Annotated in this window: 10 protein-coding genes and 1 pseudogene; 6 read left to right on the forward strand and 5 right to left on the reverse strand. The window is 43.2% G+C overall.

Going from position 1 to position 12,628, the window contains the following annotated elements; translation table 11 throughout:
* Positions 1-276 precede the first annotated feature (276 nt).
* Positions 277-1,045: pseudogene (locus tag QF117_RS00570) on the reverse strand (beta-eliminating lyase-related protein).
* A gap of 485 nt (positions 1,046-1,530) precedes the next feature.
* Here QF117_RS00570 and QF117_RS00575 point away from each other — a divergent pair.
* Both QF117_RS00575 and QF117_RS00580 read left to right on the forward strand, forming a co-directional pair.
* Entirely contained in the window at positions 1,531-2,196 is a 666-nt protein-coding gene (locus QF117_RS00575) for a DUF2057 family protein (protein WP_282385504.1), read from the forward strand.
* Positions 2,197-2,365: 169 nt separating this feature from the next.
* Positions 2,366-2,905 carry a GNAT family protein gene (locus QF117_RS00580; protein WP_282385505.1) on the forward strand — a complete coding sequence of 180 codons (540 nt, stop codon included), beginning with the start codon at positions 2,366-2,368 and terminating at the stop codon, positions 2,903-2,905.
* 117 nt (positions 2,906-3,022) lie between these two features.
* Here QF117_RS00580 and QF117_RS00585 read toward each other — a convergent pair whose 3' ends face one another.
* The 3 genes from QF117_RS00585 to QF117_RS00595 all read right to left on the reverse strand — a co-directional run bounded on the left by QF117_RS00585 (position 3,023) and on the right by QF117_RS00595 (position 6,195).
* Complete coding sequence (locus QF117_RS00585; RefSeq protein ID WP_282385506.1) at positions 3,023-4,411, reverse strand: DASS family sodium-coupled anion symporter; 1,389 nt, start codon at positions 4,409-4,411, stop codon at positions 3,023-3,025.
* A 192-nt stretch (positions 4,412-4,603) separates the two neighbouring features.
* Positions 4,604-5,458 carry an alpha/beta hydrolase gene (locus QF117_RS00590; protein ID WP_282385507.1) on the reverse strand — a complete coding sequence of 285 codons (855 nt, stop codon included), beginning with the start codon at positions 5,456-5,458 and terminating at the stop codon, positions 4,604-4,606.
* A 128-nt stretch (positions 5,459-5,586) separates the two neighbouring features.
* A complete protein-coding gene (locus tag QF117_RS00595; RefSeq protein ID WP_282385508.1) occupies positions 5,587-6,195 on the reverse strand; it encodes a TetR/AcrR family transcriptional regulator in 609 nt (202 codons plus the stop codon).
* A gap of 121 nt (positions 6,196-6,316) precedes the next feature.
* Between QF117_RS00595 and QF117_RS00600 the strand changes: the two genes are divergently transcribed.
* From QF117_RS00600 to QF117_RS00610, 3 genes are all read left to right on the forward strand, one after another.
* On the forward strand, positions 6,317-7,273 hold the full coding sequence (locus QF117_RS00600) for an AEC family transporter (RefSeq protein ID WP_282385509.1): 957 nt from the start codon (positions 6,317-6,319) through the stop codon (positions 7,271-7,273).
* 197 nt (positions 7,274-7,470) lie between these two features.
* Positions 7,471-8,496, forward strand: coding sequence for an acyltransferase family protein (locus QF117_RS00605; RefSeq protein WP_282385510.1), 1,026 nt, complete (start codon positions 7,471-7,473; stop codon positions 8,494-8,496).
* Positions 8,497-8,544: 48 nt separating this feature from the next.
* The gene (locus QF117_RS00610; protein WP_282385512.1) at positions 8,545-9,204 is read left to right on the forward strand and encodes an START domain-containing protein; all 660 of its coding nucleotides are present in this window, start codon (positions 8,545-8,547) and stop codon (positions 9,202-9,204) included.
* Between the two features lie 106 nt (positions 9,205-9,310).
* On the opposite strand, the gene QF117_RS00615 is transcribed toward QF117_RS00610, so the two are convergent.
* On the reverse strand, positions 9,311-10,648 hold the full coding sequence (locus QF117_RS00615) for a carbohydrate porin (RefSeq protein WP_282385514.1): 1,338 nt from the start codon (positions 10,646-10,648) through the stop codon (positions 9,311-9,313).
* 732 nt (positions 10,649-11,380) lie between these two features.
* On the opposite strand from QF117_RS00615, the gene QF117_RS00620 reads away from it, so the two are divergent.
* Positions 11,381-12,484 carry a TRAP transporter substrate-binding protein gene (locus QF117_RS00620; protein WP_282385515.1) on the forward strand — a complete coding sequence of 368 codons (1,104 nt, stop codon included), beginning with the start codon at positions 11,381-11,383 and terminating at the stop codon, positions 12,482-12,484.
* The last annotated feature ends 144 nt before the right edge of the window (positions 12,485-12,628 follow it).

Consider the following 12,628-nt stretch of genomic DNA (forward strand, 5'->3'; position numbering starts at 1 on the left):
AGACATAACAAAACAAGTATGAGATACAATGTCCCATCAAAAAAAGCTCTGCAACGTTGCAGAGCTTTTTAGTAGTTATAGCACTAACGTAAGTTTTTTCTCGATCGCAAAGATGAATACCAATCACAATAAGTAAGTGGTTAGGGCGTAGGAAAAATACTAGATAGCAAGGCAGAGTTTCCGATAAGTAGTGATTCTACAATCAAAGATTCTAACGCATTTATCGAGTATTTTAACAAGCTAAGATGGCCCATTATTTTCTACGATTGGCATAGATTAAAGCGCTTTAAACTTAGCCGTAAAATGCCTTAACACTGAAGGCTCGTATTCAAATTCAAGCCCTTTCATCTGCTTGGCGTGTTTACTCACTTCAATAATGGCATCCGCGACATAATCCATATGATCATTGGTATAGACACGTCTTGGGATAGTTAGCCGCATAAGCTCTAGCTCTGCTGCTTTTTGCTTACCCGTTTTGGGATCTCTCCCCAGCAGCAATGAACCAATTTCAACAGCCCTAACCCCAGCCTCTAGATAAAGGGCATTACATAAGACCTGAGCAGGAAATTGTTCTGGCGGTATCAAACGCCTTCTCTGTTAACACATTGATGGCCTTACCACCGTTTAACTCAATGTGCCCAGCTGTCGTATCAAAATGATAATTGGAGATAAAAACCGGCGTGTTACCTCCCCTTACCTGTTGCATCCGTTCGATCAGTGCTGGAAACAATATCTGCTCCGCCCCACGCCCTTGATGTGCTGGAACCGTTAATTTATAGCCAAAGAAATGTTCTACAGCATCACACAAATGGTAGTAATTTCGGCTACCAGCGTAAGACTCATCGCCCATCATTAATCCGGCCCACTGGTGGTCGCTCATCGCGCCTGTACCAGAATCGGTCAACAAATCGATGTATACATCATCACTTCGAAGTAAGAATGGGTTGAGTCCAGCCTCGTTGAGTGCAACTTGGCGGTCTGCAAGCGTGGTCATTTTGATGGGTTCAACCATCTTGATTCGAAATGGTTCTGGAATGCGTTTCATGTGGTTTTCCTTTCTATATCTTTACAGCAGGTGCAACTCGTCCGGCACACTCTGCCTGAATGTACTTTAATAAAATCGGGAGGTACTTTAATAAAAATAGGGTAAAGCGGTGCAAAACACCGATAGAAAGAAACTAAGGGATCTGTTTATTAAGAAGAGATAAGCAGTAATCTATATTATACCAAGGTGACAAAACGAGCGTGCCATCAAGACGATACGTTGAATCCAAAGCGTTGCCTCCATGTTAATAAATGATGGCAACAATATAGCGGCAAGGTGATATCAATATCTGTGATGCTTGGCTCAAAAAATCGTCCTATAATCTATACCACTCAATAATTTATACCACTCAATTATTTACATCGAGCTATTGTTGACACTTAAGAGAAGAATTGTCCAACTTCTAACATACCCCCTATTGCCTTTATTTTTATTACTAGGCAATCTCTTAAAGTCATTTCTGATTCACCCCTAGGATAATTCCAATGAACGTACTAAAAACGCTGTCATGTACTTGTGCTTTAATCATTAGCCATTCTGCATTAGCGGATATCACCATTCAAATTCCCGACAATATCGAATTATTTATCGCCAATGGTGAAAAGCCAGAATTGGTGGGCGGGTTTTTCTCGGCGAATAAGACGTTAACACTTCCCAATGGTGAGAACCAAATTGCGTTCCGCTACTCTTCTCTTTTCGATCGAAGCAACGATAGAACCACCGTAGAAAGCGATACGATCATCGCTAAGTTTGAAGCTCAAGATCAAGAACTGACTTTTTCACTGCCTCAATACCGTAACGAGAGAGAAGCTCAAACAAAAATCAAACAGCTAGAATGGTCTCTGATTAATCAATCGGATGAAGCGATTGAGGTGCACGAAGATAAGCTTATGAAAGAAGGCATGCAGCTCGGTAGAGATTACCAGCGCGAAGTCGCTGATTACAACCGAAGCAACGGCATTGCAGCGATCACGGCGACGAGCTACGCCGCAGCCAATGCAACCACCGCCCTTCTTGCCGATCCTGCTTCAAAGCAGACATCGGATAGAAACGGAACGGCAGAAAGTACGGCTGAAGAAATGCTACACTTTTGGTATGACAAAGCGGATGCAGAAACCAAAGCCAGATTCAAAGCGCATATTAATCAGTAATATTCGTTGGCCCAACAGTACATTTCGCCATGCAATCAGCCTTTATGCTTGCATGGCGTGACACGTTTAACTCAGTGTCTGGAACCTCACAGTTTAACCCTTGCTATATAGCAACAACGATCACTCTTTGCTAACGTCAACTGTCACTTTTCAAAAAAAAGAAGCGCTTGTGTTTACTTACTCCATTGACAACGATGTGCAAATTGCATTAGTACAAGAATCTTTTGCTCCTTATTATGCCGAATTGGTGCAGGAACAAACCGAGTACCTCTCCCAATGGCTTGCGTGGCCTCCTTACTGTCAGTCTGAACAAGATTTTCGTATTTTTATTCAGCGGTCATTGCATGATTACGCTGAAGGTAAATCAATGACCTGTGCGATCCTTTATAAGCAAAATATTGTTGGCAACTGCAGCTTCAACAACATCAACCATGAACTACGGAAGGTGGAAGTAGGTTATTGGTTATCCCAGCATGAGCAAGGTAACGGTATTGTCACTCGCGTAGTTAAACAGTTGATTTCAATGGCCTTCAATGAGTTACAGATGGATAAAGTCGAACTGTCTGCCGCAGTGGATAATTCGGCGAGTCGAGCGGTTGCAAAAAGAGCTGGGATGACACTTGAAGGTATACTCAGCCATCAAGAAAAAATTGGTTCTCGGGTTCTAGATCACGCCATTTACGCTATCCATAAACCTTCATTTGGCTGAACCAATATATTTTTAGCTAATGCAATAAAAATGAAGTTAAAAAACAGAAACGAAAAGAAATGAACAGTCGCCCTACACCATCGCTTAACACGAGACATAGAGCGACCTTGAGTTACCCTATGTCCAGAACATCATTGCGATCAACGTAAGGGCACCAATGCACGCAGCGTTAAGTACAATGCCGACTCGCATCATCTCTTGCTGCTTGATATGACCAGACCCAAACACAATCGCATTAGGTGGAGTAGCGACCGGAAGCATAAACGCACAAGACGCTGCCACCGCGATTAAGACCGACAAAATAACCGGTGATAACCCAAACACCTCAGCAACCGTAGCGAAGACAGGAATAAGTAAGGCGGCGCTGGCTGTATTACTGGCGAACTCAGTTAAGAACACCACAAAGGCAGCGACAATAAGAACAATGAACACAAGACCAAATTGTGAAATTAAATCGCTTAGTTCATTAGCCAAGAAAACACTGGTTCCCGTCGCTTTCAGCACGTTACTCAAACAAATACCGCCACCGAATAGCAATAACACGCCCCAATCTGCGGTTTTTTCGATGTCTTTCCAATGAACAACTCGTGCAAAGTTCACCATCACAATGGCAGTTAAGGCAACGATGGTATCAAATTTTGCGTACCCACCAAGCATCGCGTTAATGGGTTTACTGAAGATCCAACACAACACGGTGACGGTAAAAATAGCGAGTGTCACTACCTTGCCTTTATCCCACTCTACAGGGGATTTATTGAGTTCGAAGTCTCCTTTTAGGTCTGGCTTAATGACGAAATACAATACGGCGATAGCGAGAGGAAGCAAGATCATGGCAGCGGGAACACCAAACGCCATCCATTCCGTAAATGTTAAGCCAACCTCAGCCGCAGCAATGGCATTCGGTGGACTACCGACAATGGTCGCAATGCCGCCAATGCTGGCACTATAGGCAATGCCCAACAGCACAAATACATAAGTTTTGTGCCCAGTTTCTGCATTCACTTTACTCAGCACACCGAGTACCAGTGGCAACATCATCGCGGTGGTTGCGGTGTTGCTTATCCACATAGATAAACCCGCTGTCACGCCAAATAGCATGTAAACCGCAACGCTCATGCGGCCCTTTGCTAAAATAAGTACTTTATCCGCAATCACTTTATCAAGCCCTTGCCGGTGCATCGCGGCGGCCAATGCAAATCCACCAAGAAAGAGAAAGATAATGGAATTAGAGAAGTTATTCAGTGCCGTCTGGGTATCAAAGACACCAAAAAGAACCGCCAAAATGGGAACCAAAATAGCGGTCACGGTAACGTGTAGAGCTTCAGTTAACCAAAGTATGGCAATAAATGTAAGCATACTCAGGCCCAAAACGACTTGAGGATCAAATGGCAGCGTTTTATACAAAAACAAGCACAAAACAACATTCGATAAAATAATGAGGCTGTTACGGTTTAAAAACCACTCACGTGTATTAGAGGGGAGTGGCACACTGTCATTTCGGTTCATGGTGATTATTCCTTTCTAGGCAAATCTGACAACAATATGCTTACATAGAAATAACCATTTAAATAATTCACGCTACGAAGTTGTTAACCACATCAACAATAAGGTTAAATAGGTTAACATCCTGAAATAATTATTAATTTGAAATAAGTTCACCTCTCGTATATCGCCAAAATTATCAATAGAACTATCAATTTACTTCACCAGTAATTGATCAAAGCTCTCGAATACTTGCGGACATGTCATCACTCTTCCATGCCCCTGCCCGGTTGTCGCGTGAAGCGTTACAGCGCTAATGTTGTTCGCCGCACGTTCCGATACTGAAAAGTCCGTAAACTTGTCTTTGCGATCATGGACAATGATCGTCTTAGCGGAACGCTTGCTGAGTTTTCCATAAGGATCGACAGACTGAATAGGGTAATGGTACTGTTCCTCTATTTCAGACACTATCGCTTCAAACAGTCGCAGCGAATACCCAGAGCGTGCAACACTGCCGAACAAGTTGTCGAGGTAATCCAGCACTGGAGCAATCAATAGCATTGGGCAGTTGGTAACTTTTCGGTGGTGACATTCCAGTGCCGATGCCGTGCCCATGCTATGAGCAATCACACCGGCCACATCTTCTTCAAAGCTATCCAGTATGGCTTCCAAACCTTGAACAAACGCAGGAATATGCCCATAAATACCATCACTTTTTCCGTGAGCAGGATGATCGTATGCTAAAGCGGTATAGCCCTTGCTCGCTATGTGCTCCATTAACGGATAAAACTGACTCGCCGTTCCGGACCATCCATGGCTTAAGACCCATATTGGCCCTTCACCAAGTTGGTAGGTTTTCAACACCCCATGTTCCATACTGACTTCACCTTTCACTAAACCCTTCGGCTCACTGTTTTTAGGCGGTGTTCTCATTGGAGTAAGCAGCAGTTTTCGTGCAACTTTTTTAGCGTGTTTTGGCGCGACGGTATGATGAAAACGGGTCGAAAGATTCAGCAAACTGCGCTTTACGCTAAATTTTGCTGAAGTATTAAAGTAAATTTTGTCACTCATGTTCATTCCTTGATTTAGCCATTAATAGAACGACCGTGCTTTTTTAGATCGCAGTTAGTGTCAATAATTGTGTTTAGGGCCAATAGTCACTACTTATGACCCGCATTCATTTTCTTGTAAGACGATGTCTAATGTGAATCGGTGTTGTTACTGCGCCAACTAACAAAGAGTCGTTTAACACCTTGCCAAAAATGCTGATAGCTTGCTTGCTCACCTCGAATGGAATAAAAAAGGTGCGCACTTAAGTACAAACCATACAATTCAAATGCCGCTTGTTTCGGATCTAAATTTTGATGAAACTCACCGCTTTCGACACCTTTTTCAACCTGAATCTGTAGGTAGTTTATCCACGTAGAGATCGTCTTCTTCAATTCAACTTGCGTTTCATTAGGAGAAGCGGCGTTATCTTTCCACGCATCCAAAAACATACAACTGCCTTGAAAAGAATGGTTCCAGCTTAACCAGTTATCCATCAATGCAGTCAGCTTATCTTCAATACTGACACTATCTCGTAATCTCGCGGGTGAGATAACCCGTTGAGTAAAAATAAGATTCGCGTATTCAAGTACACTGACTTGCAGATTATCTTTTGAGTTAAAATGCGCAAATAGACCACTTTTGGACATACCGCACTGCTTGGCAAGCGCTCCTATGGTTAAGCTCTCTAGGCCATTGATGCTGGCAAGCTCAAACGCGGTATTCAAAATATGTTCTTTGGTAACTCGGCCTTTGCTCATATTCATCACAAAAATACATTCATTACCCTATATTTAGCACGTTCGTACTTTTTTGCAAATTAAATGTTCATTATTCCGATACCGAGGCACAATGCGATAGAGGATAAATTTAAGGATATTCATGACCACTCTTATTGAACAACTCGCCTTTTCAGCATCGATCACAGGCCCTATCTGCCTTATGTTGTTTCTTGGCGTTTTACTTAAGCGAATCCGTCTAATCAATGAGAATTTCATTGATATTGCCTCAAAGTTGGTTTTTCAAGTTACCCTACCGGCGATGCTCTTCCTTAGTATTGTGCAAGCGGAACACGACTTTTCAAAGAGCGGAAATTTAGTGTTCTTTGGCCTTGTCGTGAACGCTCTGTTCTTTCTTTTTACCATGCTTGTCACTAAACGAGTCTTTCGAGAACCAAAAGATCAAGGCGTTATTATTCAGGGTGGATTTCGAGCAAACACCGCAATCATTGGCCTCGCCTATGTGGCGAATATCTATGGTGAATCCGGCGTCGCTTTGGCGGCAATTTATGTGGCCTCAACGACCGTGCTTTATAATATTCAAGCCGTCATTGCCCTTTCACCTACCGAGCAGGGTTTTGGTGCACAAGCGGTTAAAGTCATCGGCAAAACACTGACTCGAAACCCACTCATCATCTCTATTGTACTCGGTGTGATCGCCTACTCACTCTCAATTCCCATCCCAAACGTAGCGATAGATGCAGGACAATATTTTGCCGATATGACCCTACCTTTGGCGTTACTGTGCACAGGCGGATCGTTGAATATTCAATCATTAAAGCACGACCGGGCACCGACATGGTTTGCCAGTTGTTTTAAATTGATTCTAGCGCCACTCACCGCAACACTGGCAGCCGTTGCTTTCGGCTATCAAGGCCAAGAGCTTGGGTTAATTTTCCTAATGACCGCTGCGCCCACTGCTGCGGCAAGTTATGTGATGGCTAGAGCAATGGGGGGGAATGCCACGTTAGCCGCCAATATTATCGCCTTAACCACGGTGCTATCTTTGGTGACCTGCACTCTGGGTATTTTTACTCTGTCCGCCCTTAATCTAATATGAGTGGGCACCCGTCAACGGTGAGGTAGGAAAAATGCAATTGAAACATTGTATGGTGAAGACGCAACTGACATAACCATCAATAGGATGCATTAAAATGAATACCCTCCTAGCAAAACGCACCTATAGCGCTTTCTAACGCTATGGTATTACTGAATTTATTGGTACATTTTGGGTTTATTTTCCCAAGGTTATTTTGCATGTCCACCACAAATAAAATTGCGAGTATCGAGCTTGGTCGCGTTATCGCTATGCTGGCTATACTCTCTATGCACTGCCAGCTGTTTCTCGGGTATTTAGAGTTTGATGGCGAATCCTGGTTTGGCTATGTCTTCAATCAATCGACTCGTTTTGCTGTTCCACTGTTTTTTCTTATCTCAGGCTATTTGATTCAGCCAAAGCTGACTCTCGATCCTATAGGCACGCTTAAATCTTATTCAATGCCTCTTGTAAAAATCTGGGTTGTTTGGAGCATCCTGAGTTTAGTCATGCCCTTTAATTGGGGTACCTTACTCAGCGAAGGTTACTTAGCAGAACGTTCCGGTTACTGGAATTACTTACTGCAATCACCATTAAACTCACTACTCGAAGGTGGCCTTGTCCACTTATGGTTTATTCCTGCTCTAATTTGCGCCGTGGCTCTTCTCGCATTCTTAATCAATAGCAAACAAAGCGCGTTAATTATGCCCATTGCAATCTTGCTCTATTTCTATGGCGTGCTTGCCGGTAGCTACCAAGTCATCACTCATCTTGATGCGCCATTCTTTACTCGAAATGGTCCATTTTTCGCCACGTTAATGGTTGCGATTGGCTTTAAAATTCGCCAGTCTCAAACTAGTTTGAATAGCAAGAGTGCATTCTTAATTGCTGTGGTCGGTCTTGCTCTGCATATGGGAGAAGCCTGGAATCTACACCAGTATGGCCAAGCTTTTAATGCAAACGACTATCTATTGGGTACGGGTATCTGGGCGGTTGGTTGCTTTTTGTGGCTCCTATCGAAACCAACACTTGGCGATTCAACGCTTGTTTTTTCATTGTCGAAACGAGTGTTGCCTATCTACGTAAGCCACATGTTGGTCATTATCTTTATGCTCAATATCGCAGGCATGCTTGAGTTAACACATGGCGTTAGAGATCTTGTGGTATGGTCAGGGTCGGTGTTTCTAACGTACTTATTGGTTCTAGGGTTAGAGAAAACACCATTCAATACGTTGCTATTTCGGTAATCGTTATTTCGATGACAATGGATTCGATAATAGAAAAAGGAGCCGGTTATGTTTGTATTGCTGCTGATCGGCTCCCTATTACTGGCAGCGCCCTCAGTCGCCTCCCCTTTAGTGGCTTGGCAATTTGTCAAAACTGAAGATGGAATCACTCTCCACACTCGCCCGCACATGGACGGCTTGGTCGAGATTCGTGCTCAAATGTTCATTACTGCCCGTTATTCGTCTTTTCTACTGCTACTAGAAGACACGGAACATGTTCCTAACTGGATTGATAACGTTAAAAAAAGTCAGGTATTAAAACAGATAAGCCCAACAGAGAACGTGGTATACACTCAATTTCAAGCTCCCTGGCCAGCTCGTGATCGGGATATGGTGACTTATTCACGATATTACTTCGACAACGGCGCTTTTTTCCTCTTAATTAAAGATGCTCCAAGCATGTTAGCTAAGCAGCCTAACTATATTAGAATTTCTGATGTAAAAGCGTTGTGGAAACTAGAAAAGCTAAGCAACGGCACCACTCATATTGAATACGTTGCTTTTGCTAACCCGTCAGGTGCGCTCCCCCATTGGCTGATAAACAAACTCTCGATAAACAGCGCGTTAAAAACATTCCAAGGGCTAAGGAATGAAATCGAAAGCTACCAAAACACAACGCACCCAAATATCAATACAGCGGACTCAGCCCTTTCTTTTAACAAACCGTAAGCAGAATAAGTAGAATAAGAAAAGGGATACCCAATCAGTGGTATCCCTTTGCTTTATGCTTCAAGCTTAAACTCGCCGCTGATTCCACAACGAAGTGTTTGTCGGTTTACCACCAAGCTTCAAACATGGCGCCGAAACTTACCGTATCAACATTTGTTGTTGTCGCGCTTGGTCCACTCTTCTCTACGTCACCCACAGTGGTGTAGAAACGTAGCATTGGACGGCTCCAAGGTAAGCCACCTAGAGAGATATTTTGAGACAGTGTGACTTTCCATGCTTGCTCTTCAGAGTCGTCTTGGTAATCCACCATGCCAAGGCCCGCTTCTAACCACGTAGAGTGCGTGTCATCCCAGTTGTACATAGGGCGAACAATTGCTGCGTATTCTTTAGACTCATTCTTAACGTCATCGCCAGAAATATCTTTGTAAGAAACTAGGTAGTCAATGAAGACGTTGTCAGAAGGGTTTACGCCACCTTCGACACTGGTGTAAAGCACTTGTTTTTTACCTGCGAGATCAAATGCTGAGTTATCAGCGCCATCACCGTATTTCACGATCAGCTTGTGTGAAGAGCCTAAACCTAACGTTGCACCGACTAACACCGATGTCTCACTGTTATCTTTATCAGAAGAGAAGCCATAGTTTGCGTAAAGATCGAGATTACCTATACCTGCATCAATACTATGAAGCTTAGAAGTGAATGCGTAAGTGCCGCTGTCGTTACCCTGGGCGCCACCAATATTACACTTGATGGGTTCACCCTCTTTATCAACCCCAGACCCATTTTCATCATTGCAGTAAAAATCCGTGCCTCCAGCAACCGCACCTACAAATGCAAAATCGAGTTTCGCGCCACCAAAATCAAAGTTTTGAAAACCACCGCCTTGACCATCGTGAGACATCCAGAAGTAGTCATTCAAACCTTGTTGAGGACGTTGGTGGAAGTCACGTCCCGCCCATACATAAAGATCCGGTTGGCTTTCAAAAATATTACTCGCCCCTGCGTAGAATTTTTTAAGGTTTACATCACCAGCAGACCCCCAGTCACTGTGAGCCCAGTGGTCAAGCATCACGGCGAGGTTCCACTTAACGCCACTTTCTGACTCAAAGATTTTACCAAACTGGAATTCACCACCGTTCGCTTCGTTACCTAAACGTCCAACTGAAGCGCCAGTACTCCCAATACTGACGAGTGCACTGTCTCCTGACTGATATAGAGCCCCATAACGAGCATAACCAGAAAAGATAATGCCGAGTGGTACTTCAGTATCAGACGATAAGGCCGATTGTTGCTGGTCATCTGTATAATCTAGAGTCACTACCTTCGCTTCGAGTTCTTGGATGCGTTGCTCTAATGCTGCAATATCATCCGCTGCAAAAGAAGAAACGGAAGCAAGTGAAGCAGCCACTGCAATGGTTAAAGGCAAGCGTTTAAAATTATTCATGTTATTTCCCTATTATTCTTTAGATTTATTTTGGTACGGGAGAATAATAAGCAATGAAACAGTTGAAAATAGCGCTGCGTTTCACATCAGAACGAGAGTGCGTTTGTCATGAAACAACAGGAAATTTTCGGCCACTCATACAGGCTAATAAGCCCAATGCTTTGGCGTTATAAACGAAGGCTAAAGCTGATTTGAAAACGGTTTCATTTCATGGAATTTGATGGGATAGTTCACGAAAATTACCCAGAAAATGATGTTCAATCGTCGGCAAACAATGAAAAATTTCATCATTATGAAAAAATTCAAGAAAACTATCTGAAACTTACAGAGTTAGGGAAAGTCAAGCCAACCAACGACAAGCGGTCAACTAGAATGATGTCATTTATCAGACCGACCTGAAAAGAAAAAGTCCGCCGATGGCATTTGCACATTACATTTGATCTTTCTATACATTGGATCTTTCTATCAGCGCTTACATGAGGGCTTTACACTAGTACATGGCAAGCAAAAATAGACACCCACCATAAACATTACTGACTAAGAAAGCGCATACAAAACTGTATTAACGCAGACCTAAAGCCCTTTCGACCGAGTCAACATCGAGACTTACATTCATCCTATTGTTTATTCTGTAAATAATGCTTGACGTATTAGAGCCATACCGTAAATATAACTGTGCAGAATGAATGAAATATTATTTATAACTCACATGATAAAAATAAAGAGGAATGGATGAAATCCCAACACACAGTCATATCGCTAGTAAAATCCAGGTCATTACTCAAAGCCATCGCTATTACCGCCATTGCGGCTTTATCCCTGTCAGCCAACGCCGCCGAAAAAGTGTATCGCCTTAAGCTTGCCGAAACCTGGGGGCCGAACACACCAATTTTAGGCGATGCCAGTAAGAATATGGCAAAGCTAGCCAATGAAATGTCTAATGGCCGTCTTGAAATACGCATCGACTCCGCCAACAAGCACAAAGCCCCACTGGGTGTTTTTGATATGGTAAAATCTGGCCAATATGATCTAGGCCACTCAAGTTCTTACTATTGGAAAGGTAAAGTGCCTAACACGCTTTACTTCTCTTCAATGCCCTTTGGCATGATGACCACCGAACAATACGCATGGTTCTATCAAGGCGGTGGTATGGAGCTCATGCAAGAAGTCTATGCGCCTCATAATTTACTGTCGTTTCCTGGTGGTAACTCGGACATCCAAATGGGTGGCTGGTTTAAGAAAGAAATAAACTCGATTGATGATTTGCAAGGCCTGAAGATGCGTATTCCAGGGTTTGCCGGTGAAGTCTTTGCTCGTGTAGGGGCAAAACCAACCAATATCGCTCCAGGAGAGCTTTATACGTCTTTAGAGCGAGGAACCATTGATGCACTTGAATGGGTGGGGCCAGCGTTTGATCTTCGTATGGGCTTCCAAAACATTGCACCGTATTACTATACGGCTTGGCATGAGCCAGGTTCAGAAACTCAATTTCTTGTGAACCAGAAAGCATGGGATAAATTACCAAAAGATCTTCAGGTAATCTTGGAAACCTCCTTCCGTGTTGCGGCTTTTGACATGTACACACAAGCCATCGACGCCAACGCAAGAAGTTGGGAAAAAATGCTGATTGAAAACCCTGATATTAAAGTTCGCGACTTCCCACCTGCGGTGCTAGATAGAATGAAACAAGAAAAAGAAATTCTGTTGAAAGAGTTGGCCGCCAACGATCCGTTAGCGAAGAAAATCATCGATTCTCAAGCCGACTACCTGAAAAAAGTACGCGCTTGGACAGACATTTCAACCAAAGCTTATTTAAACAGTAGCCAAGTAGACTAATTCTTGACCTGAATAAATCAAACAGAAAAGAGAGCAATGCCCGAAAGTCTCGTTAGACTTTCGGGCATTTTTTCACTCTTCATTTCTTATCATCACGTTACATACAACAAATAAAAAAGATATACCTCGCATCGAGTCAGTGTG

Source organism: Vibrio sp. YMD68, from assembly GCF_029958905.1.
GTDB lineage: Bacteria > Pseudomonadota > Gammaproteobacteria > Enterobacterales > Vibrionaceae > Vibrio.

Excerpts from the sequence above, each read along its gene's own strand:
- QF117_RS00575 (WP_282385504.1), top strand. The coding sequence starts at position 1,531 with ATGAACGTACTAAAAACGCTGTCATGTACTTGTGCTTTAATCATTAGC.
- QF117_RS00585 (WP_282385506.1), bottom strand. The coding sequence starts at position 4,411 with ATGAACCGAAATGACAGTGTGCCACTCCCCTCTAATACACGTGAGTGG.
- QF117_RS00590 (WP_282385507.1), bottom strand. The coding sequence starts at position 5,458 with ATGAGTGACAAAATTTACTTTAATACTTCAGCAAAATTTAGCGTAAAG.
- QF117_RS00595 (WP_282385508.1), bottom strand. The coding sequence starts at position 6,195 with ATGAGCAAAGGCCGAGTTACCAAAGAACATATTTTGAATACCGCGTTT.
- QF117_RS00600 (WP_282385509.1), top strand. The coding sequence starts at position 6,317 with ATGACCACTCTTATTGAACAACTCGCCTTTTCAGCATCGATCACAGGC.
- QF117_RS00605 (WP_282385510.1), top strand. The coding sequence starts at position 7,471 with ATGTCCACCACAAATAAAATTGCGAGTATCGAGCTTGGTCGCGTTATC.
- QF117_RS00610 (WP_282385512.1), top strand. The coding sequence starts at position 8,545 with ATGTTTGTATTGCTGCTGATCGGCTCCCTATTACTGGCAGCGCCCTCA.
- QF117_RS00615 (WP_282385514.1), bottom strand. The coding sequence starts at position 10,648 with ATGAATAATTTTAAACGCTTGCCTTTAACCATTGCAGTGGCTGCTTCA.
- QF117_RS00620 (WP_282385515.1), top strand. The coding sequence starts at position 11,381 with ATGAAATCCCAACACACAGTCATATCGCTAGTAAAATCCAGGTCATTA.